This is a genomic window from Brachyspira sp. SAP_772, from assembly GCF_009755885.1.
Classification (GTDB): Bacteria; Spirochaetota; Brachyspiria; order Brachyspirales; family Brachyspiraceae; genus Brachyspira.
This window is the reverse complement of the sequence record NZ_VYIX01000002.1, coordinates 679536-703862: the sequence shown is the minus strand read 5'-3', so window position 1 is coordinate 703862 and position 24327 is coordinate 679536. Positions and strand designations below refer to the sequence as shown.

21 protein-coding genes and 1 pseudogene are annotated in these 24327 nt (G+C 27.9%); 6 read left to right on the top strand and 16 right to left on the bottom strand.

Translation table 11 applies throughout. The annotated features are described in order from the left end of the window. Positions 1 to 15: 15 nt before the first annotated feature. From GQX97_RS15110 to GQX97_RS08215, 13 genes and pseudogenes are all read right to left on the bottom strand, one after another. Positions 16 to 189, bottom strand: coding sequence for a hypothetical protein (locus GQX97_RS15110; RefSeq protein WP_198391208.1), 174 nt, complete (start codon positions 187 to 189; stop codon positions 16 to 18). Positions 190 to 216: 27 nt separating this feature from the next. Further along, positions 217 to 498: an MFS transporter gene (locus GQX97_RS15080; protein WP_157151760.1), complete on the bottom strand. Its 282-nt coding sequence runs from the start codon at positions 496 to 498 to the stop codon at positions 217 to 219. Positions 499 to 524: 26 nt separating this feature from the next. Beyond that, on the bottom strand, positions 525 to 1103 hold the full coding sequence (locus GQX97_RS15075; protein ID WP_255447338.1) for an MFS transporter: 579 nt from the start codon (positions 1101 to 1103) through the stop codon (positions 525 to 527). Positions 1104 to 1364: 261 nt separating this feature from the next. Next, positions 1365 to 2558, bottom strand: coding sequence for an AraC family transcriptional regulator (locus GQX97_RS08265; RefSeq protein WP_157151469.1), 1194 nt, complete (start codon positions 2556 to 2558; stop codon positions 1365 to 1367). Positions 2559 to 2612: 54 nt separating this feature from the next. Beyond that, positions 2613 to 3805: pseudogene (gene dpaL / locus GQX97_RS08260) on the bottom strand (diaminopropionate ammonia-lyase). Then, the gene (locus GQX97_RS08255; protein ID WP_157151468.1) at positions 3798 to 4451 is read right to left on the bottom strand and encodes a transcriptional regulator; all 654 of its coding nucleotides are present in this window, start codon (positions 4449 to 4451) and stop codon (positions 3798 to 3800) included. The pseudogene dpaL and the gene GQX97_RS08255 overlap by 8 nt, the downstream one beginning before the upstream one ends. A 921-nt stretch (positions 4452 to 5372) precedes the next feature. Next, positions 5373 to 6977 carry a peptide ABC transporter substrate-binding protein gene (locus GQX97_RS08245; protein ID WP_157151467.1) on the bottom strand — a complete coding sequence of 535 codons (1605 nt, stop codon included), beginning with the start codon at positions 6975 to 6977 and terminating at the stop codon, positions 5373 to 5375. A gap of 674 nt (positions 6978 to 7651) precedes the next feature. After that, complete coding sequence (locus GQX97_RS08240; RefSeq protein WP_157151466.1) at positions 7652 to 8560, bottom strand: restriction endonuclease; 909 nt, start codon at positions 8558 to 8560, stop codon at positions 7652 to 7654. A gap of 129 nt (positions 8561 to 8689) precedes the next feature. Continuing rightward, positions 8690 to 9583, bottom strand: a complete 894-nt coding sequence (locus tag GQX97_RS08235) for a radical SAM mobile pair protein B (RefSeq protein ID WP_157151465.1) — start codon at positions 9581 to 9583, stop codon at positions 8690 to 8692. A 116-nt stretch (positions 9584 to 9699) separates the two neighbouring features. Further along, positions 9700 to 11868: an ankyrin repeat domain-containing protein gene (locus GQX97_RS08230; RefSeq protein WP_157151464.1), complete on the bottom strand. Its 2169-nt coding sequence runs from the start codon at positions 11866 to 11868 to the stop codon at positions 9700 to 9702. Positions 11869 to 12068: 200 nt separating this feature from the next. After that, the gene (locus GQX97_RS08225) at positions 12069 to 13139 is read right to left on the bottom strand and encodes an acyl-CoA dehydratase activase (protein WP_157151463.1); all 1071 of its coding nucleotides are present in this window, start codon (positions 13137 to 13139) and stop codon (positions 12069 to 12071) included. A 65-nt stretch (positions 13140 to 13204) separates the two neighbouring features. Then, complete coding sequence (locus GQX97_RS08220) at positions 13205 to 14344, bottom strand: aminotransferase class V-fold PLP-dependent enzyme (RefSeq protein ID WP_157151462.1); 1140 nt, start codon at positions 14342 to 14344, stop codon at positions 13205 to 13207. A gap of 52 nt (positions 14345 to 14396) precedes the next feature. Continuing rightward, positions 14397 to 15545, bottom strand: a complete 1149-nt coding sequence (locus GQX97_RS08215) for a double-cubane-cluster-containing anaerobic reductase (RefSeq protein WP_157151461.1) — start codon at positions 15543 to 15545, stop codon at positions 14397 to 14399. A 481-nt stretch (positions 15546 to 16026) separates the two neighbouring features. On the opposite strand from GQX97_RS08215, the gene galT reads away from it, so the two are divergent. The 6 genes from galT (at position 16027) to GQX97_RS08185 (ending at position 22175) form a co-directional block, all read left to right on the top strand. Continuing rightward, entirely contained in the window at positions 16027 to 17001 is a 975-nt protein-coding gene (gene galT, locus GQX97_RS08210; protein ID WP_157151460.1) for a galactose-1-phosphate uridylyltransferase, read from the top strand. A 6-nt stretch (positions 17002 to 17007) separates the two neighbouring features. Further along, entirely contained in the window at positions 17008 to 18003 is a 996-nt protein-coding gene (locus GQX97_RS08205) for a glycosyltransferase (protein ID WP_157151459.1), read from the top strand. 27 nt (positions 18004 to 18030) lie between these two features. Next, complete coding sequence (locus GQX97_RS08200) at positions 18031 to 18684, top strand: TM2 domain-containing protein (RefSeq protein WP_157151458.1); 654 nt, start codon at positions 18031 to 18033, stop codon at positions 18682 to 18684. An 85-nt stretch (positions 18685 to 18769) separates the two neighbouring features. Continuing rightward, positions 18770 to 19378 carry a LemA family protein gene (locus tag GQX97_RS08195; RefSeq protein ID WP_157151457.1) on the top strand — a complete coding sequence of 203 codons (609 nt, stop codon included), beginning with the start codon at positions 18770 to 18772 and terminating at the stop codon, positions 19376 to 19378. Between the two features lie 545 nt (positions 19379 to 19923). Further along, entirely contained in the window at positions 19924 to 21435 is a 1512-nt protein-coding gene (locus GQX97_RS08190; RefSeq protein ID WP_157151456.1) for a flagellar hook-length control protein FliK, read from the top strand. Positions 21436 to 21476: 41 nt separating this feature from the next. Further along, positions 21477 to 22175, top strand: a complete 699-nt coding sequence (locus GQX97_RS08185) for a flagellar hook assembly protein FlgD (RefSeq protein ID WP_157151455.1) — start codon at positions 21477 to 21479, stop codon at positions 22173 to 22175. A 66-nt stretch (positions 22176 to 22241) separates the two neighbouring features. Here GQX97_RS08185 and GQX97_RS08180 read toward each other — a convergent pair whose 3' ends face one another. The 3 genes from GQX97_RS08180 to GQX97_RS08170 form a co-directional block, all read right to left on the bottom strand. Continuing rightward, positions 22242 to 22514 (bottom strand): hypothetical protein, encoded by a 273-nt coding sequence (locus GQX97_RS08180; protein WP_232473291.1) that lies wholly within the window; start codon positions 22512 to 22514, stop codon positions 22242 to 22244. Between the two features lie 5 nt (positions 22515 to 22519). Further along, the gene (locus GQX97_RS08175; RefSeq protein ID WP_157151453.1) at positions 22520 to 23626 is read right to left on the bottom strand and encodes a HEAT repeat domain-containing protein; all 1107 of its coding nucleotides are present in this window, start codon (positions 23624 to 23626) and stop codon (positions 22520 to 22522) included. Between the two features lie 94 nt (positions 23627 to 23720). Next, positions 23721 to 24317: an OmpA family protein gene (locus GQX97_RS08170; RefSeq protein WP_157151452.1), complete on the bottom strand. Its 597-nt coding sequence runs from the start codon at positions 24315 to 24317 to the stop codon at positions 23721 to 23723. Positions 24318 to 24327: the final 10 nt, after the last annotated feature.

The following is a 24327-nucleotide window of genomic DNA, read 5'->3' as shown; positions in this document are numbered from 1 at the left end:
GGAACTTTTAATTGATTAACTAAATCTATAACATCCTTCCCTAAATCCATTTTCATCAGCTGTACTATGTGCAGGATCATATATTCCTCCATAAAAAGCCCTTCCTAAATGCTCTGTAAAAGAACCGTATATTCTTTTATCAATTTCTGATATTATAAAATCTCTATCAATTTTTATTTTTGCTTTCATTTTGCATTCTACTCTTTTTTAAATTGTTTAATTATTTTGTAAATTTCTTTCTTGTAATTCTTTTATTATCTGAGAATAAAGTTTATCTAGTTTATATAAATATAAAAGTATTATCTGTATAACATTAGCTAAAATAGGCAAATATAAGAATAAAAATTTTATAGCAAATATTGTACCAGATGAAACGACCTCCGCATTAGCTTGATATCCAAAAGCAGTTAATATCCAACCAAACAATGCAGCAGCTATTCCAGATCCAAATTTCTGTCCAAAACTGCCAGCAGAATATATAACGCTCTCATTTCTAATTCCATTTTTCTATTCTCCATATTCTATTATATCTGAGAAAATGCCCATCCAGCCGCACAATTGAATGAACCTGAAAAACCTCTTATTATATTGCCTATCATTACAATTGTAAAATCATTTCCTGCAAATATAATAATAAATGTAGAAATTATATATATAATACGGCCCATTATCCCCACATTTCTTTTACCGTATTTTTCAATAAGAAAAGGCATCAAAAATACAACACCTAATATTACAGGAATGAAATTTGTTACTGTAAAATATTTTACTATGTTTTCATCGCCGAAAATATATTTAGCATAATATACTGTGCTAGTATTTGTTACTATTATACCTATAGTCTGAACTATGCTATAAACAAAAATTATAATCCAATACTTATTTTTTAAAAGACTTTTTAAACTTTCAGCTATAGGAACTTTTTGTCTGGTTGTACTTGATATACTTCCAACTCTTTCTTTGGTGTATTTAAATGTAATAAGGAATAATATTACTCCTATAATACTATAAATACCATAAGCCATAGCCCAACTTGTTTGAGTATTACCATAAGCTTTTAAGTTCCTACTATCAAGCCTCCTATTAGTATAATTATAATAAATAATAGTTATACTATAAAAATTACTTATATATTATATTTTTGATTTTTTATAAGAATTCATAATAGTATTAAATTGTACTAATTTTTATATAATTAATTTATGTATAATAAAATTATAAATTCAATAGTATTTTAGCTATCTATAAAGGATAAATATAATTAGTATAATTTCGTACTGATAATTTATTATATAATTGAATAACTATTGTTAATATTTTTTATAAATTATATATAAATATTAATATATAATTAAATACTCTATTTATCTTTCTTTCAATCCATATTCATCTCTGAATTTTTTTGGGGTTGTACCAGTCCATTTTTTAAATATTTTTATATAATGGCTTTGTGAATAAAAAGAAAAATACTGTGATATTTCTCCAAATGAATATTTATAATAAATCAGCATATTTTTTGAAAATTGTACCTTCTCTCGCTGTATATAATCTTTTATTGTGATTCCTTCTTGTCTACTGAACACTCTTGAAAGATATTCTGAATTGGTACAGAGTTTTTTAGCTATATCTTTTACTATTATTTTTTTATTAATATTTTTTATTATTATTTCTTTGCATTGGTTTATTAAATAATTTTTATTGTCTATATACTCATTATTTTTTTCATTATGTACAAATTGAGCAAAATAAAACTGAGCTTCTTTTTCTATGGATTGTATATGTTCTATTTTATCCATATCTTCTAATCGTCTAACAAAATTATCACAAATAGAAAAAGCTATCTCAGATGAAATACCGCCTTCTATAGCCGCTCTGCTCGATAAACATATATGACATATTGCTACATTCTTATATGAACGTATTTTGTCTTTAGCCATGACACCATATTGACCTATAAATTTCTCATCTAAACTCTGTTTTAAATTATTTAAATCTCCATTTCTAATGCTTTCTAATATACGCAATTCCCTATCATAAGGATTATGAAAACTATTATTTGAGTAAGTATTTATATAAGTATCTGTAATTTCTTTACTTATTTTATGCAATAACTCATCACTAATAAAATTTTTTATAAGCATTTCATCATAAGATACTTCAGTATTATTATATAAATTATGAATGAATAATATTTCCTCACAAAATATATCTAATGGCATTTCAAATATATTATCATACTTTTTATTAACATTTTTATAATTTTTATTTATACAATTTGGTCCTATAATAATCTTTTTATCAATAAGATAAATACAGCAATAAACTATATTATCTTTATCAACATTTAAAATAGGATAATTTTTATTTGAATTATCAAGTAAAAAGTTTTTGATATTATCATCGAGTAAATCTTCTATATAAGATTCAATGCCTATAATTTTTTCTAATGAATTGGATAAATCAAAAATTCTAACAGGGGATTGAATAATTTTTAAAATATGATTACATATATATTCTATACTATTATTCATACCAATATTAGTATATAAATTTTTCAACCATATTCAAGTAATTAAGCAATAATTATTTTTACATAATAAATTATTTTTATATTATCTCTCTTTTGCTTCCCAAATGATATTTTTCCATCTGATTGGGTCAGTATCACCCTCTGTGCTGAATAATAATACTTTAGAATTAGAATCAAGTTTTAAATTTTTTCTTAATTCAACATATTCATCATTAAGCATTATAGTAGCCAAAACGCCAAAAGAAGAAGCACCAGATTCACCAGATACAACCTGAGGGTCTCCTTTTAATGGAGCTGCTAACATTCTCATACCCCTTGCAGCAACTATATCTTTAGCAGCTATAAAACAATCAGCATGATTTTTAAGTATATCCCAAGAAGTAATATTAGGCTCACCGCATGCAAGTCCAGCCATAATAGTGTCTAAATCACCTTCTACTATTCTCATTTTTCCATCACCTGCCGCAGCACCTTTATATAAACAAGCAGCCGCTTCAGCTTCCACCACAACCATTATAGGAGGATTATCTTTATATCTGTTAGCAAAATATCCAACCATAGCACCAGCAAAAGATCCAACACCAGCCTGTACAAATATATGTGTAGGTCTTTCACCAAATTGCTCATCTGCCTCTAAAGCCATAGTACCATAACCTTGCATAATCCAAGCAGGTATCTCTTCATAGCCCTCCCAAGCAGTGTCTTGTACTAATACTCCATTTTGAACTTTAGCGGCTTCTTGAGCAGCTTTTCTAACGCATTCATCATAATTATATTCTTCTATTGTTGCAGTTGCACCCTCAGCTTGAATATTTTTTAATCTTCTTTCTGTAGAGCCTTTAGGCATAAAAATTACTGATTTTTGTCCTAATTTATTAGCAGCCCAAGCAACTCCCCTACCATGATTTCCGTCTGTAGCCGAAAAAAATATAGCTTGACCAAACTCATCTTTTAATTTTTTTGAAGTAAGTACTTCATAAGATAATTCGCTTACATCCTTTCCCATTTTTTGAGCTATATATTTAGCAATAGAATAAGAACCGCCTAATACTTTAAAAGCATTAAGACCAAATCTATATGACTCATCTTTTACTTTTATTGCCCCCAAACTTAAATATTTTGACATTTCTTTTAATTCTGATAATGGTGTTTGTGTGTATTGAGGAAAACTTTGATGAAATGCTTTTGCTTTTTTACTTCATCTATAGACATTATTGCTGCATTTTTATCATCTGACTTAGGCATTTTATTTTCTGCCCATTTAAGCTCACTCATTTACTTCCTCCTTTTTTGAATCTATATAATTATATAGAGTAAATTTACTTATTCCAAAATGATTTGATACCTTATCTCCTGACTTTGTTATTAAAAATACCCCAGAATCATTTAAAAACTTAATAGCTTTTATTTTTTCATCTTTATTCATTATAGAAGCAGGCTTTCCTATTAATTCTTCACTTTTTAATATAAGTTTATCCATAAGCTCCTGAGCACTGTTTGGTATCTCTTCAAGTTTAGATTTATCTTCTGTTTGAATTAATAACTCTAAATCACTTTTAAATGGAATAAAACTGCTTATATCAAAGTTTATAGAAAGCATATATCGATATTTTCCTTCCATATCTTTTATAAATACACTTGAAGACTTTAATATTTTGCCATTTGATGATTTTGTAAGATATGATAAATGATTAGTTATAGGCTCACCTTTTTTTATCTTTTCTATAGTTTTTAATACTACATTTGAAACACCATCGCCCAATTTTCTTTCTGTAACTCTATCATTGATTATAAAAAGTATTGTATGTTCTAAGCTTTCATCTTTTAATTCATAAATACAAACTTCACAATTATTTCCAAATTGCTTTGCTATGCCATTTGCTACACTTATTAATGTTTCAAGTATTATATTAGAACTCATAAAATACCTACAAAATGATAAAATATTTTAACATTATTAATTGATTAGTTTATAGTATACTAATTTTTTTTTAGATTTTCAATAAAAAATAAAATCTTTTTTGATTTTCTATATGCATTGCCTACAAATCTCTTTTTTTATTTTCTAATTATTACGGAAGTATTAATATAGTTATACAGCCAATGAGAATACAATAATTGATTTACAATTTCAGACAAGACAAGGAATTTAGGCGGAGCTGTGCTTACTGCTATGATGTATTTATATAATAGATAATTAATTTAAAATTATAGATTTTTTTATTAAATAAAAAATTTTGTATATTTTTTATTGTTCTTTTTTTCGCCTTCGTACCCATACCTAAAGGTACTTCCTACGGTCGCAGGCACTTCCTTCGGTCGCCCTGAAGGACTCCTTTCAGTCGCGGTGAGGACTTCGTCAAAGAACCAAAAAGTGCAAGTGTTTTAGCTATGTACGTTTGGAATATGTATAAAGTGTAAGATAATACTTATATTTTAGCTAAAAATGCAGCCTTTTTGCTTCTTTTATACTAATACCGAAGGCACTTCCTGCGGTCGTAAAAGAAGTGGGGTCTGGGGCAAAGCCCCGGACATTAAAATAAAATATAATTATTTAACTATACACTAAAAATTTGATATTTTATTAAAAATTAATTTTTATTGTTTTCGGGGACTAGCCACCCTGCGAAGCGTACCCGTAGGGTAGAACCCCCAGTTCTTTTTCCCGCAGCAAAAAGAACCAAAAAGTGCAAATGAAAAATAGTATTAAGTAATACCAGTTATGTTTTATTAATATAATATCTATGTTTTGTATAAAATGCAGTTCTCGTGAAGCATATCAGAAGCATATAAACTTCTTTTATGACAATAAAAAATTTCTTTATAAACTAAAATCATATTATTATTCACTTATATAGGCATTTCTAAAATCATATATTGAGAAAATATCATATTTCACACCATGAAGCTTTTTACTCTGCATAACAGTAGCTTTATCATAATATATAGGAATAATAGCCATATCCTCTTGTATAAGTATACGTTCTGCATCATAAGCTGCTTTTATTCTTATATCTTCATTGGCATTAGTCATAGCAATATCAACTAAATAATCATAAACTTCATTAGTATATCCACCGTCATTTCCTAAACCGTCAAGCTGAAAAAGTCTTAAATAACCAGTAGCCTGATTGTAAGCAACACTTGTAGCAGCCTTAATCATTTGAAAACTTCCGTCCTTTATAGACTGCAAATAACTTGTGGGCTCTTCATATCTAAGTTTTAAATCTATACCTAAATTATTTTTATACATACTTTGAATAGCTTCTGCCACAAATAATGAAGAAGGATTAGTTGTTGTAATTAACTCTATTATAGGGAATTTTTTCATGTCACTGTATCCTGCCTGAGCAAGAAGTTTTTTAGCTTCTTCAATATTTTTTTGATAATCGCTCTCTTTAAGAGAAAAATATTCAGGAGCATTATCTCTAAAATTATTAGTACCATTCTTTACATTGATAGGAACAAAACCATTAGCTGCTACCCTTCCTCCTCCTAAAACATTATTTACTATATAATTTCTATCTATGCCAAGCGCCAATGCTTTTCTTACTAAAGGATCAGTAAAAGGCTTTCTCTTTAAGTTAACCATATAGTAAGCTATTGATGTTATGTCAACTTCTATCCCTATGCCCTGCTCTATTAAAGAAGCTCTTTCATTTTCTGGTGCCTCCGGATAAAATAATATACTCTCTGCATAAATTGCCGCAACTGCAGTATTAACATCTTCTAAAAACTCAAAAGTGATTTTTTCAGCCTTAACATTATCTTTATCCCAATAATAAGGATTTTTCTCCATTACTATTTTCACAGCTTTATCATATTCTGTTATTATATAAGGACCGTTTCCTATATAATGTTCTTTATTTAATGCCCAATCTTCTCCGTAAGCTTCTATAATATCTTCCCTCACAGGAGAAGCAATATCACTAGCCATAGCCTCCTCAAAATAAGGAAGCGGTATATCAAGCTCTATTTTTAAAGTATAATCATCTAAAGCATAAACTCCTAATTCTTCTAATGGCTTCTCTCCCAACATTATAGAATGTGCATTTTTTATTATATCAAAACCCAAAGAAAATGGGGAAGCAACTTTAGGATCTATCAATCTTCTTAAAGTGTATACAAAATCATTTGCAGTTACTGTCTTCCCGTCAGACCATTTAGCATTTTCTCTCAAATGAAATATATAAACTGTATTATTGCTCATAGCTTCCCAGCTTTCAGCAAGTGCAGGAATTATAGTACCATCTTCATCTCTTTGAGTAAGAGTTTCAAAAGCATGTGTTATGTAAACTGCTGTATTAATGCCTTTTGCAAATGCTGGATCTAAACTGCTTGGCATCCCTCCAACTGATACCACTATTCCTTCATTAGATGACTTACTATTAGAACATGATAATAAAAATATATTTGCAAGCAAAATTATTATAACTTTCTTTATCATATTATTCTCTTTATACTATATATACTATTCATATTACTTTATTTAATTTTTAAAATATAATAACCAAATATATAATTATGTCAACTATTTTATGTTAATATAACTAAACAATTAGTTTTTGTTAGCTTATGTACATTATATAGATGTTATCAACTTTTTTGTCGCACATTCTCTGTGGGATTTGCAAAAGTTGCTGCCATAGTTAGACTTCGTCAGCACACTTTTCGAAGAACTGCATTTTATACAAAACATAGATATTATATTAATAAAACATAACTGGTATTACTTAATAGTATTTTTCATTTGCACTTTTTGGTTCTTTTTACGAAGTCCGCACCGCGAGCTGCGGGAAAAAGAACAATAAAAAATTGATTTAAAATAATAGTTTTAATATATACTGAATTTTTTAATTACTTGCAGGGCTTTGCCCCGCACCCCACTTCTTTTACGACCGAAGGAAGTGCCTGTGGTATTAGTATAAAAGAAGCAAAAGAACTGCATTTTTATAAAATATAGCCAAAAATGTATGGTATTATTTCATATATTTTCTAGATATAAAACTTAAATATTTGCACTTTCGCGAAGCGTGCCCAAAGGGCGAAAAGTTTTTGCTGCAGGAAAAAGTTGAATAAAAAACTTATATGACAAAACATAATTATTTCTCTACATCTAAATTAAATAATAATATCATATATATTCCTTGTCTCTAATACTTTTACTCCAACCTCGTATTCACGCATATATTTAGCAAGCTTATATCCGTTTATAAGAATTATTTTTATATCTTTTAACTCTTCTACAACCTTCTTTGCTTGCGGAGTATAATCTGAAGTTGTAATAAAAATTCCTCTGCTTATGCCATTAACATTTTTAAGACCATGTGCAAATTTTGTTATTTCTGTGTCATTAACTTTGTTATTTTCTTTGTAGCATTTACATTGCACACCCACTATATCAAAACCGAATTTATCCATAGTAAGCGTGCCGTCAATTCCCCTATCACCGCTTCCGCCTGTTCTATATTTTTTACCATAGCCCATTTTCTCAAGCAAATCTAAACATATATTTTCAAACCTAGTCCCCTTATCAACACTACTCTCACCCATTAGCTGCAATCTGTCTAATATATCTTTTTCCACACCCTCATAATATTCTTCAATGCTCTTTTCAACCTCGCTTCTGTTTTCATCTTCTTCTATGTCATCATTATCTTCTTCATTATCATGGCTTTTGCTATTTTCTAAATACGGAGTTTTTTCTTTTAGCGTTTTGAAATCAAAGTTTGGATTTTCTTCATAGAATTTTTTGCCGAAGTCAGTTATTTGATATACTCCCCTCTCAACGTTTTCAATTAATTCTGCTTGTTTTAAAAAAGTAAAATTCCAATTTATCTTATCTTTAAATTTTGAATATCCATTCTTATTTGATTTTACATGTTCATAAACTATATTATAATCTTCATCACTTGTATTTGAATATTCTTTTACTTTCTCATATGATTTACTTCTATGTACTGCTCCAGTAGTTTCATAAAAAAACCTTAAAACATATTTACAATAATCGTATGTTCCTAAAAGTGCCATAATATATACTCCGAAACCATTATTAAAAAATCATACTTCAACAATAAATTTTTTACAAGAAAATATTTTTTAAACTTATTCTTTATTTTCTTAATTACACACCTATAAAATATATAAATGCATTTTTTATTATAATTTTTTTTCTTTTTTCTTTGCAGAAGGTATAATCTTTTCATGAAAGAAATAATTTACAACTATTGGAGGTTCATTGAAAGGACGTTTTATTGAATCATCATTTCTTACATATAGCAGTCCTTCTTCATTGCAAAATTTTGTCATTTCTGCATCTAGTTCATACCAATACTTCATATCGCCTTTAATGTATATGTCATTGTATAAAGTTTCAAACTTTGGGTATTTTTCTTTTATATATTCTAATATTATCTTTTTATATCCGCCTCTTAGATTAAGATTTTCAAGCCATATCATATTGCATTGCTTTTTTACTCTTCTTATTATAGCAGGTATATCTGTTATAGCTGGAAATATTGGAGATATAAAGCATGTTGTACGCACATGAGCATCATAAAATATTTTCATAGCTGACAATCTTCTCTCAATACTTACTGCTTTATCCATATCAGCACGGAAATTTTCGTCAAGAGTATTTATTGACCATGAAACTCTTGCATTAGGAAATGTTTTAATAATATCAAGATCTCTAACTACAAGATCCGATTTTGTAGCAATGCCAATACTGCAGCCGCTTCCCTGCATCTGTTTTAGAATAGCTCTAGTTCTGCAAGCAGTTTCTTCAGCAGGCTGATATGGATCTGTAACTGAAGACATAAATAATTCTTTACCTTTGTATTTTTGCGGATTTTTAATGTCAGGCCATAGTTTAATGTCTAAAAACTCTCCCCAAGGTTCTGTATGATTTGTGAATCTTTTCATAAATGATGCATAGCAATATTTACATGCATGAGTGCAGCCTATATAAGGATTTACCGAATAATCACTTACTGGTAAATTGGACTTTGTTAATACATTTTTTACTTCAATATTACGAATAATAGTATCCATTATATGAATGTCTCCTGTTTTGTTTGTATTCTAGCAGTTTTATATATTATACTTGCTTCAAAACTTTACAACAAAATTAAATATAAATGTAAAATTAAAAGGTTAATCATAAAAACTTACTTTCTATTTATTTGAGTTCTTTGAGCTTTTTTTAGAATGCTTACAATTTTTCTAAGTTTAAGATGTTCTGCTATATCTAAAGCGGTATCTCCATAGTTATTTGTAATATTTATGTCAGCCCCTTGTTCTACTAAAAATTTAACAAATGGTTCAGCAAACCTTGAGCCATATGATGAACAAGCCCAAATTAAAGAAGTGTATCCATTATAATCTTTTGCATTAATATCTGCACCTTTTTCTAATAAAACTTCAGCTAATTTTATACGATATTCCTGAAAACTTTTATTATTAAAATTACCTTCACCCATACCAAGATATATCAAAGGAGTATATTCTCGTTTATTCTTTATGTTTACATCAGCACCTTGCTCTATTAAAAAATTAGCTATTTCAAAGTCTAATATATCAATACTGCCTTCATCTGAAGTATCAAGAGTTTTATTTAAAGCTGTGTATCCTTCATTATCTTGTGCATTTATATTGGCATTTTTTGAAACTAAATATTTTATTACATCTATATTTCTTTCATGACTATACTCACATGCTGATATTAAAGCAGTACTTCCTCCTTTATAAAAGTTTACATCTGCACCATTTTCCACTAATAATTTTACTGTTTCTAAATTATTTACACCATATATTAAGGCTGTATTTCCATAATTATTGAAAGCATTTATATCAGCACCTTTTTGTATTAGAAGTTCTACCACTTTTATATTATGAACTTTGGAAGCATACATTAAAGGTGTCTCTCCATCCTCATTTGTTACATTTATATCAGCACCATTATTTATTAAAAATTCTGCAACAGATGAATTTTCATCATATCTAGAATCAATATGTTCATAATCTAATGAGAGTAATAGAGGAGTTTCCACTGAGCTATATTCAGAATGTGTTTTAGCATTTACATCGGCACCTTTTTCAACTAAAAATTTAACCATATCATAGTCATTTCTTAAAGCTGCTATCATTAAAGGAGTATAATCATAATCAGTAGGATAATCATCCCCACCCTTTATTCTTGATTCTAAGTCAAAACCATTTTCTACTAATACTTTAAACATTTCTCTATTTTGTATCAAGGCTGTTGAAGGTCTATAAGATATATCAAGAAGTGATGCTCCATCATTGTCTTTAGTATTTACATCAGCACCATATTTTATTAATAAATTAAATATTTTTTTAGCATTTTCTAGTCTTTCTTCTTTTCCGTAATGATCATAGTAAATATTATAATATAATGCAGTGTTTCCATCATTGTCTTTAGTATTTATATCAGCACCATTTTCTAATAAAAATTTAACCATTTCATAATCTCCGCTTACAGTAGCTGTCATTAATGTTGTACAGCCGTCTTCATCTTGTGCGTTTATATTAGCACCTTGTTGTATAAGTAATTTTGAAATATCAAAATTTCCATCATCATTAGCAATCATTAAAGCGGTTTTGTTTTCATTATTTGCCGCATTAGGATTGGCACCTTTATCAAGCAAATATTGAACCATATCATAATCTTCTTTATAAACAGAAATCATTAAAGGAGTATAATCATAATCAGTACTATCCGACTTTATTTTTGATTCTACATCAAAACCATTTTCAACTAATATTTTAAACATTTCTTTATTTTTATCAAAAGATTCTGAAATTCTATAGGATACATCAAGAAGAGATGCACCTTCATCATTTTTGGTATTTACATCAGCACCGTATTTTATTAATAAATTAAGTATTTTTACAGCATTTTCTCTTTCATTTTCCTGTCCGTAACTATTATGCTCAATACTATAATATAATGCAGTTTCTCCTGCAATATCTTTAATGTTTACATCAGCACCATTTTTTAATAAAAATTCAACTATTTCATAATTTGTATCTCTAGAAGCGTACATTAATGCTGTAGCACCTGCTTTATCTTTAATATTGACATCTGTACCTTCTTCTATAAGTAATTTTGCTATATCATCATATCCGCATACAGAAGCATTTATTAAAGCCGTTCTATTATAAGAATCTAATGCATTACAGTTTGCACCTTTATCTAAATATGATTTAACTTTTTTTATATTATTATCTTCTACAGCGGAAAATAACGATTCATCTAAAGTTTTAGAATACAAAAGAATATTAAACAAGAATAATATAATAAATACTTTTTTCATATATACCCCACATAGCTTAAAACCTATTTGATTGTATATTGAAAAATATTCACTGTCAATGTTATTAATAATTTATAGAACTTATTAAATATATTTGAGAAAAAACTAGTAAGTTATGTAACACACTATATACTTTATGATAATAAAATTATATAAACTTATATTAAAAATATTTTTAACAAATTTAAAATGTGCAAAAACTATTTTTCTATCTTATAAGAATTATCATATTCTATATCATTTTCTTTTAATATATCAATTAACTTATATTCAAAATCAACTTCACTCTCCCAACACATACCGCACCCTGCAGATATTTCACTTGGTATAGATATTATCTTTCCCAATACTTCATTAGTTTGAGTCATAATATTTTTAAAAGTCTTTTCTGCTCTCATAACATCTGTTGTGGTATTAAATGTTATGATTAATCTCTTCTCTTTATTATTATTATTTTCTACTATTGTATTATTTTTTGTATTGTTAGATGCTGTGTTATTAGATTTTTTTTCAAAGCCTATAATAGCAGCACCTATAGCACCAGCATACTGTCCTCTTTTATCAGTTATAACTTTTCCGCCTAAAGCTTTTTCTAACACTTTAACTAAATAATCAAACATGCACAATCCGCCCGTTAGAAAATAAGTATCATCTTTAAACTTTCCGCATAATGAAGACACTTTATTTGCAACAGAGTTTACTATAGCATAAGCAATCTCATTTTTTTCTTTTCCGCTAGCCTTAAGCCCTATAACCTCAGTTTCAGCAAATACTGTACACATAGAACTTATTACAACATCTGTGCTTTCACATTTTTGAGCTTCTTCAAGAAGTATAGGTATAGAACAGCCCAAAGAATTAGCCATTAACTCTATAAACCTCCCAGTGCCAGCAGAACATTTATCATTCATAATAAAATTGTCAACTTTGCCGTTTTTTATACTTATTATTTTTGTATCCTGACCTCCTATGTCAATCAATGTGCCGTCTAAATTTGAAAATAAAAAATTAGCCCCCCTAGCATGACAAGTAATCTCTGTTATAGTTTTATCAGCATATTCTATAGCAACCCTCCCATAACCAGTGCCAACAAAATAGGATTCTTCTTTTTTAATGTTTTTATCTTCAAGCATTTTTAATATCTGCAAAGAAGCTTCCACTCCAGACCAGCCCGTAGGTATCATAAACAATTCTACAAAATCATTTTTTTTATCATCATAAACAGCTACCTTAGAAGCAGTTGATCCAATATCTATGCCAACATAATACATTTTTATTCTTCCTTCTTTCTTTAATTTAATTTTTTTATTCTATCTAATAGTTTTTATTATATAACTTATAAACTTTTACTTATCTCCCTCACAGCATCAATTCCTTTTTCTATCTCTTCAAATGTATTAAAATAAGAAAAGCTAAATCTCACAATACCCTGTTTAACAGTGCCTAAAGCCTCATGCATAAGAGGTGCACAATGACCTCCTGCCCTCGTTGCTATATTATATTTGCTTGATAATATATCAGACACTTTTGCCGAATCCGTATCCCCAATATTTAAAGCCACTATAGAAGTTCTTTGTTTTGTATTATAATTTCCATAAAGCTTAATGTTTTCTATATTTTTCACACCATTATAAAAGCAATCTGCTAATTCCATTTCTTTATCTCTAATTTTTTTTACAGTTTCATTTTCTATAAACTCTAAAGCAGCATTAAGCCCAGCTATAGAATGGCTATTTAATGTACCCGCCTCAAGTCTTGTAGGCATATTTTCTGGATGTGTCTTTGAATATGTTTTTATTCCAGAGCCTCCTGTTTTTAATGGCTTAATATCAACACCTTTTTTTATGCATAATCCACCCGTACCTTGAGGTCCCATCAAACCTTTATGACCTGTAAAACATACAACATCTATATTGTTTTTCTTCATATCTATATCAATACTTCCTGCTGTTTGTGAAGCATCTAATATAAATAATATATTATGTTTAGTGCATAAATTGCAAATAAACTCTATATCCAAAATATCGCCTATAACATTAGAAGCATGCGTACAAATAATTGCTTTAGTGTTTGGTTTTATGCTTTTTTCTATATCGTTATAATTTAATTCACCTTTATTATTTGCTTTTATTATTGTAAGCTCTGTTCCTAAAGTTTCCATTTCATAGAGAGGTCTTAAAACGCTATTATGTTCAAGCGATGTGGTTATAACATGGCTATCTTTATTAATTATGCCTTTTATTGCTGTGTTTAATGCCTCTGTGGAATTGCTTGTAAATGCAGCATAATTAGGGCTATATCCATTAAAAAGTTTAACTATTCTCTCTCTTGTATCAAGTATCATTCTCTCGCTATTTAATGATGATTCATAGGAACCTCTTGAAGCATTTGCAAAGCTGTTTATCGCATCAAAAACTGCCTTAGCAACAGTGTCTGGTTTTTTTAATGTGGTTGCTGCATTGTCAAAATATATCATTTTTAAATTCCATAACTAAATATTATAAAAAGTTTATTAAAAAATAATATATTTATAGCATTTCAACAAAAGCTTCTAATCTAGTTCTAAGCTGAGCAGTGTCGCTGTTAGAATAATTAGTCTCTATTTGTAAATATGACTTTCCGCATTCTTCTACAGTGCGTCTAATCTTTTCGCCTTCCACAGCATAAGTATGACAAGCACTTAAAGTAACATCTACCACACCATCTATTTTATATTCATCAATATATCTTTTTATAATCTCCATTCTTTCATTGTTAGGACTCATAACAGAACAAGGTATATTTAAATATCTCTCAGCAATAGCCTCTATAGGATCTTTGTTTTCATCTACAAGCATCTCAAAACTCTTTGTACCTACACAGCTTTCAAAACATACAACATTTCCGCCAACCTCTTCAAGCTGCTTTACTATCTTTTCTACAAGCCCTCCAGTAGGACATCCTGTAATAAGTATTCTCGGAGTGTTTTTATTAAATGGAGATTCTCCTTTTTTATATTTATCATTAAAAGTGTCAACTAAATTTTTTATCTCTTCTATATAAAGCTTTCTGTCAAATTTATAGTTAGATGACTGCAAAGCCTCATGCATATCACTTCCCTTTATAGGAGAAGGCACTAGTTTACCTAAATTAAAAAACTCTCTTATTACTTTTCTCTCTTCATTGCATAACTTTATAGCTTCTTTCAACTTTTCTTCTGTAATTTTTACATTAAATTTTTCTTCTAATTTTTTTATAAGCTCTTTAATTTCGTTTTTCCAAAGAGCAACAGCAAATTCATTTTTTGAATATGGAAGCTGCATAACATGTGTGTCTTTTATCTCTCCCAAAAGCTCATACATTTTTTTCTTTCCATCGCAAGTGGTCTCACCTACTATAATATCAGAAAAATACATATAAGGACATTTATCTGTAACAGCAAAACCATAACTAGATTTTATTAGCGGACATAAATTCTTAGGCAAATACTTCTCTGCCTCAGGTATAGTTTCATCACTAGTAGAACATAATGACACCGCTATAGCATCAGCAGCATATATCACCTCTCTTGGTGTATATGTACAAAAAGTACCAACTACATTTCTACCTTTATCTTTCTCTTCTTTCATTGTAATAAAGCCTTTTTTGCGGGCATCATTAAAAGTTTCAAAAATTTCTGGTAAATAATTATTAGACATAGCATATACTCCTAATATATTGTTAATTAAAAAATAGAAATAGATTCTATAGCCTATAGAATTTAAAAGATTATATTATATGTCTTGTGTATTTTTTGGATAAGTAAGAAAAGACTACTATCAATTTGTTTATAGCAAAATCAATAATCATATAGTTTATGATTATAATAAAATATGCTAATTTGTCAATTAAAAATAATATATAATTTTTACTAATTTTATAATATTATTAATGAATAAAATGTATTTTAATGTATTAAAAATTCGTCTTTTATTTATTTTGTAAAAACTAATATAATTATTCATCATTATTATATGTTTTCAATGTTAGCTATATTAAAAAAGCTTTAAAATAATCTTTATATATTTTTTTATAAAAAACATTTGCCAGAGTATCATAATAAAAATATAAAATATTTGCTTATTATAAAAAATAGATATATAATTAATAAGTAATAAATATTTTAGGAGTATATTAATTATGGCAGAATTACGTTATAATCCTTTACTTGGTGATTATGTTATGATAGCAAGTCATAGGCAAGCACGTCCGCAGATGCCTAAAGACTATTGCCCTTTTTGCCCGGGAAGCGGTAAAGTGCCTGATAGTTATGATGTTCTCTGTTATGATAATGACTTTCCTGCTCTATCTTTTGAACCGCCTTATCCTGATGATGTTGATAATGGTAAACTATTTAAAACTGCTCCTTCTATAGGAAAATGCGAAGTAATTTTATACTCTTCAGACCACAATACTACCCTTCCAGAATTGCCTGTTGAACATATATTAAAACTTGTTAAATTATGGCAAGAGAGAATGGTTAAAATAGCTGAAAATAAAAAAATAAAATATATTATGCCTTTTGAAAATAAAGGAGAAGTAGTTGGCGTTACTATGCCGCACCCTCATGGACAAATATATGGTTATAGTTGGATACCTTTAAGAATTAAAAGAAAAATTGAAATGGCTTCAAGCTATTATAATATAAAAAATAAAAATTTATTTGCCGATATGCTTGAACAAGAAATTGAAGATGGAAGAAGAATCATATTTGAAAATGATGATTTTGTATGTTTTCTTCCTTTTGCTTCTGAATATCCTTATGGCATTATGATTATGCCCAAAAGAAATGTTATAGCTATAAATGATTTTAATGAAAAAGAATCTTTATCTTTAGCTGATACTATAAAAAAAGCTACTACTACATTAGACACATTATTTGACATGAAATTTCCTTATATGATGTGTATGTATAGTGCACCTGTAAATGATGGTTTTAACTATAATGATATATGGCGTTATCATATAGAGTTCTTTCCGCCTATGAGAAGCAAAGAAAAACAAAAATTCAATGCTTCATCAGAAACAGGTGCTTGGGCGCCTTGTAACCCTACTAGCCCTGAAGAGATGGCTGCTAATTTGAGAACTGCTTATTTTAGAAATATTGGGATGTAAATATAAGTGTCGTTAAAAGTAACTGTAATTATTCCTCATAGAATAGGTGAAAATATAGAAAGTACATTAGTAGGAATTTATCTATCTGATTATAATAAAAATAATATAGAAATATTTCAAGCCGAAGGTACTCATCCTACCGTACAAAGAAATGAATGTTTAAAAAAGGCTTCTGGAGATATTATATATTTTATAGATAATGATTCGCTTGTAGATCCTCTTAATATAAAAAGGGCTGTAGAGATATTTGAAAGCAATGAAAAAGTTGCAATAGTTGGCGGGCCTGCTATTCATATTATTTCAAATGCAAAAGAGAGATATATTGACTCTTGTATGCGTTCTTATTATGCTGTAGGGCCTATAGCAAATAGATACAGTAAAAACTCTTCTACTTATAGAGAAGGAACAGATAGAGATGTAATACTTTGTAATTTGTTTGTGCGAAGAGATGTAATATTTGAAGCGGGGCTTTTTGATGAAGATTTATACCCAAATGAAGAGAATGCATTAATTGATAAAATACTTTCTTTGGGCTACAAATTAATGTATGACCCTGAAATAATAGTAAGAAGACCCCCTAGAGGAAATTTAAAATCATATATAAAAATGCTTCTTAACTATGGAAGGGGAAGATTCGAACAGCTTTATAAAAACTTCAATAAAAAAAACTTAATATTTACATTACCTGCTTTTTTTAGTGTTTATATTTTATCACTACCTATAATATTAACTATTTATTTACATACTAAAATTAATTATATAGCATTATATTTTATTCCATTTATTGTATATTCTGCAATGACAATTTTGGCGGGTATAATAAAATCTATAAGAGATGAAGGACTTATAAATAAAATTTTAGGAATATTTATATATCCTTTTATGTTTTTTATCACTCATCTGTTTTACGGATTAGGATTTTTTTATGCTATTTTTAGAATTATAACTGGTTATAAGAGAGTAACAAAATTTAATATAAATAAATATAAATCATTTTCTTAAAAATTAAAAATATGGTAAAATTGTAAAATGAAAAAAAGAGCATATGCCATAATATATTCTGCATTGTCTATAATGCTTGGCGGTATTGGTATACAAAAATTCTATCTTGGACAAACAAAAAGAGGAATATTACATGTTTTATTCTTCTGGACTTTTATACCTACAATTATCTGTGTAATAGATTTATTAAAGTTTACATTTATGACAGAAGAGGAGTTTGATGAGAAATACAATAAAATAGAATTAACTAATAATTTTTCTAATAATAAAAAAGAATCTAACATCATAAAACAGTCTTTAAAATATAATAAACTCATAAACACTATATCAATGAAAATTAAAGACAATAAATTAAAAGAAAATATTAAAGAGTTAAATGAACTTTATAAAAATATAATAGACATATCTGCAAAAGATACTAGCGACAATAAAATAGCAATAAAAGAATTAGAAAAACTTTTAGAATATAATATACCTACAATAGTAAAAATAATAAATACATATATAGACTTAGAAAAATCAAAAATAGAACAAGATAATACTAAATTAAAAAATGATATAATGGACTCTATTATAGCAATAAAAGAAAAATTAAAAACTATATTAGACACGATATATAATAATAACATTATTGACATTTCAAGTGATATAGAAGTTATAAAATCAACTTCAAAAAGATAATACAATATATATTATTTTTGACAATTTACTTTTATTTATATATAATTGTTTTATTGTTTAAACAAAAAAAATTTAAGGGAAAGTAATGAAAGGTTCTATTGTAGCTATTATATTTATAATAGTTAATGTTATAGCTATTAGTATATTTATGATAGTAACTACTACTTCTATAAAAGAATCTATTCTCACAGAAGAAAAATTATCAAGAGAACATTTAAATAATATATTAAATATTTATTCAAAAAAAAGAGAAGCTTCTATACAATATTATAATGCCATATCAAAAATACCAAGATTAGATACATACACCGTAAGTTCATTAAGTAATTATATAATAAGACTAAGTAAAATAGATATAGATGATAAATTAATAGAAAAGCCGCTAACTTTTCAAGAGTTTCAATATGTTCAAGCAAGAATACAAGAGAATATCAATAAAATAGATTATACAGCAAGGAATTATCCTGTTTTAAGGACAAATCAATTTTATATAGAAGCTTTAAGAGTAATAAGACCAATAATACAAGAAGAGAAAAAAGCAATAGAAACGTATAATACACATGTAAATGAATATAATAGATTATCAACAATGCCCCCTTCAAATATAGTAGCCGGCATTATGGGGAAATTTCCTTTTTTGGTATTTGAAACAGGCACAAATATCATTTCTCAAACAGCACATATATTTCAATAGTATTAAATTAATTTTATTTAATTATTTGCGGTGACTAGCACCCCCAGTTCTTTTGCCGATAGGCACCTACTCGGTATTGGAACAAAGAAGCAAAAAGACTGCATTTAACTAAAATTTATATTTTATACTACATTTAATAGGTATTTTTTAACATAAAGTTCTAGTATTTGCACTTTTTGCAACTTTGACGAAGTACACACCGCGACTGAAGGAAGTACCTTCAGTATTGGTATAAAAGAACCAAAAGAACTGCATTTTTATTATAAATTTTATAATTTAATTGTACATTAAAAGGCACTCCCCCGCACGACTAATAAGTTATAATTAAAGCATAACATTACCGTGCGGTAAGCCCCCGACCGTAGGGAGTGCACAGCTAGGCGAGTAGTGCGGCAAGGTGGTGCAGCTCGTACGCAGGAAAAAGAACAGCAAAAAACTTACATTAAAAATATAGTTGTAAAAGCAATATATTTTTTATAAAGCAAATTTCCATATTTCCGATTATAGTAAGTGATATGATTTTTATTTTTTAAGAGGTTATGTTTATGATAAACTCAGTTAGCAATGTATTATCTTTTAATGACAGCAATATATCTGCTAATAATAATACAACTTATAATATATATGATGATAATAATAGTTTTGCTAAAATGCTAGATGAAGCACAAAATAGCGAGGAGATTTATTCTCAAAGTGTTACAAACAAATCTATAGAAAAAGAAGAAGATTATCAAGATAGTTTATATAAAAACAATATAACAGATGAAAACTCTCAAAATGCTGATAGCACTGAAAACATAAAAAGAGAAAGCATTGAAAATAATAAAGATGAAGTAAAAAATAGTGAGTTAGAAAAAACTATAAATGAGAAAAAAGAAGAAATATCAGAAAACGAAAACAAAGAAAATAAAAATATAGAAAACACTGAAAATGCAGATAATAATGAAATTAAAAAAGATATAATGTCTTCTAAAGAGAAAGCAAAAAAATTAATTGATAAAGCAGGACTCATAATAGAAAATTATAAGGCTGATAAAAAGGCTCAATTAGATAAAAATATTGATAATAAAGTTAATGAAGAGAAATTATCTTCATTGCTTAAAGATATCGAGAACATAAAAGAAGAGCTAAAAAACATTAATTTAGAAGAATTAGATGAAAAAGATAAAAAAGAAATTATTGATTTAATAATTGTTTTAGAGAGTTTAGAAGAGATTGCTGTATCTCATCAAAATGATGATATTAATGTTGAAAAATTATCAGACATATTTGAGTTGGTAGAAGTTAAAGATGATAATAATATAGAAGAAAAAGCTAAAAATATAGAAAAAGCAGATGTGAAAGATGCAAAAGATATAAAAGATACAAAAATAGTAGAAAATATAAATGATGATATAATTAATAATTCTACAGAAACTCTTATAAGCAATGATGATAATGTTGCTGATAAAAGAGAGATGAGATTGCAAGAAGCTAAAGAGAATGCTAATAATAATTTAAATAACACTATATCCGATGAAAAAGGAAGCGAACTTACAATCATTAACATGAAAGATTCTTCTTCTAATTTAAAAGGATATAATCATTACAACAATGTATCTAAATCACAAAGCACTAATAATCTTGCTGAGAATATGATTAGATTTCAAGATTTGATGTCAAAATTGGTAGAGAAAGCACAGGTTGCTGTTAATAATGGCAAGAGTGAAGTTTTGATGTCTCTTAATCCTGAATATTTGGGTAAGGTGAGATTAAAAATAAGCATGGACGCTGACAATAATTTAGTAGGTAAAATATTTGTAGATAATGCTGAGATAAAAGACATATTTACAAAAAACTTAGACACTGTTATTAGTTCTTTAAATGAGATTGGAATAAACATAGAAGGGTTTGATGTAATGCTTAGACAGGACATGCCAAATGAAAATGGAGAGTTTGAGTTTGAAGGTAACAACAATAATTTAAATGGCTTTGGAGCAGACAATATAGAAGAAGAAACTGTAAGCGTACAAAATTATAATATAGTTCCAGAGAGAAAATTAAACTTATTAATATAAAAAATAATTAAATAAAAAAATAACTTAGGAGACAAAAAATTATGATATCAGCAGAAGCATTAAGAATGAGTGATAAGGAGATAAGAATATTAAAGCAAGAAGTTGGAGCTTTTAACTTGCAGCATAATTTTGAAAGAGATCCTGCTAAAAACTCCTTAGGTAAAGATGACTTTTTAAAACTATTAACAGTACAAATGAGCCATCAAGACCCATTGGCTCCTATGGATAACAGAGATATGATAGCACAGCTTGCACAGTTTTCTTCTGTAGAGCAAATGACTGAAGTTAATAAAAACTTAGAATCTATGAAAACATTTTATTCTAGTCAAAGCGGTTATTCTATGCTTGGTAAAAGTGTTGAAGTAATGGACGAGGCGGGAAATAGATTTTTAGGACCTGTTGAGATGGTTATGGAAAATGATACTGGAGTTGCTTTGGCTGTTAGAACTTCTAATGGACTTATCACTGTTAGACCTGAAGATGTTATGATAGTACACTCTAGCGGAGATTTAATGGCTTCAGAATCTGCTGCCGCTGCTGCAATTATGGAAAATCAAAGCGAAGATGAAGCTACAAAAATATTTAAATCATCATTAGCAGATAAAGCTCAAATAGTAAGACCTTCAGAAGACGATGGAAATGGTGATAGTATTAATAATTCTATTATGATGACAGCAAAAGAAGATAATAAACAAAATGATGAGAAAGATAGTATAGGAAATAAAACTATTAAGAAATAAAACTATTTAATTTATTATTATACATATATAAAACCTACTTAAATTATAAAAGTTTAAGTAGGTTTTTTAATATGATGCATTCTTTATGTAAAAATCTAATTTAGAAACATTGATAAAAACTTTTTGCAAATTCTCTCTCGAATCTTCTAATTTATAATCTTTAATTGAACTTACAAAATCATTTAATAAATTACTAAGATTAAGTATATTTTTTTCTCTAGCACTATTTTCAAGCATCTCTATTCTCTCTACAAATGAACTGTCAATATTGTCTATTCCAGAAAATGCGATATCCGACAAAATAATCTCTAACTCTTTAACAATTTCTTCTAAAATCATAAACATTAATAAGCAGTAGCTGTAGTTGTTTCTGTTGTTGTATTATTAGAGCCTTCTACTATTGATTTTGCTTTTTCTTTAATTTTCTTGTTTGCAGAAGAGTCAGCTAATTTTTTTATGGCATCAAACATCTCTCCAGTAGGCATAGAATCGTTATAAAGATTTAATACCTCAAGAGTAATATTTTCAGAATTGTCATTTTGAAGTCTATAAAGCAAAAGCTCTTGAATCTCTGATTCTGTCTTATAATCTTTCAAAGCCTTAATAGCATATATCCTCACAGATTCGCTATCATTTTTGCAAGCCTCAACAATATCCGTTTTAATATCCCCATAAGCACTATACTCTGGAAGTATATAAATAACCCTCGCAGTAACTTCAGGCAAATCCTCTTTTAATATTTTTTGTAATATCTCATAATTTTCAGCACTAGGATAAGCCCCCATTGCCACTATTCCCATATATCTAACCAAAGCAGGCTCTCCAGTATTTTGTGCCACATTTCTACAAATAACTTCACCTTTACTATCTTTAGTTTCAGAAAAATATCTTAATATCTCTATCTTTGTGCTAGAGCCAATCACATCATTAGTGTATTTCTCTGCCAAATAATCTGATGCTAAAGTGGATTTAATAGCACCTAAAGCATTTATCATACTATCTAATATAAGCCCAGATTCATTGCTAATAGAAGACATAATACTTGCCTCATACTTTATATCAGGATAAATAGAACATAAATAATAAGCCTCTTTTCGCACACTATCATCTTCATCTACTATAGCATAATCTATTATAGTTTTTCCTTTATCATTAACATTTTGCTTAAAGAAATTAATTATCTCTATTTTTATTTTATTATTTTTTTCATTAGGATAATATTCCACCATAGCAGAAATATCATTTTCATTTTTAGTCTTTTTTATTTTTGAAATAGCTGATATTTTTTGAGAAGTAGTACCATATTTAAAAGTGTTGATTAATTCCTCGTTTACAACATAGCCTGATGAAGCAGCTTCATTAGTAGTAGATGATGATAAAGTTTCATTAGTACTTTGTGCAATTAAATTAAAAGAAATAATTAATAAAAATAAAATAACAAACTGTTTCATAAAACATAATACCTTTAATTGAATTTAGAAAACCTCCCAATTTCCATTACAGAAAGAAGGAGGTTAAATTTTTAATAGTATACATAAAAATTAATTAATTTCCAGTATATACAGTTTCCTTTCTCACATTAAGAGTAGATACAAAACTATTATATTTATCCAAATCTGCTTGATTTTCAATAATTACAAATTCATATCTTCTAAGATTAGCTTGAATACTAGACTCTGGCAATGCTTCACCAAGCGGTTTTTCAATTAATCTATTAGCATCAACCCCATTATTAACCAAATAATTCCTAGCACTTCTCACTCTATTAACAGATAAATTGTAATTATAAGGATAAGCTATTCCCCTATTGCTAGTATGTCCTTCTATTACTAATCTAACATTAGGATTCTTATCTAAAAACTCTATTATTTTAGCAAAAACAGCATTAGCATTTGCAGGCATAGTAGTTTTAGCAAATCCAAATATTATTTTTGGATTAGTCTCAAGTATTCTTCCCCTTTGAGAATCTCTTATAGAAGTACCTTGAGGTAAATAGAGTTCAGCAGTATTAGTAACAACTTGAGGTTCTTCTACAGCCAAAACAACAGGTTCTGCAGTTTCAACAGGAGCCGCCATTTCTGGAGTAGTTCCGCAAGATATTACAAAAATAAATAAAGCAAAAATAAATATTAATTTTTTCATAGCCTTTACC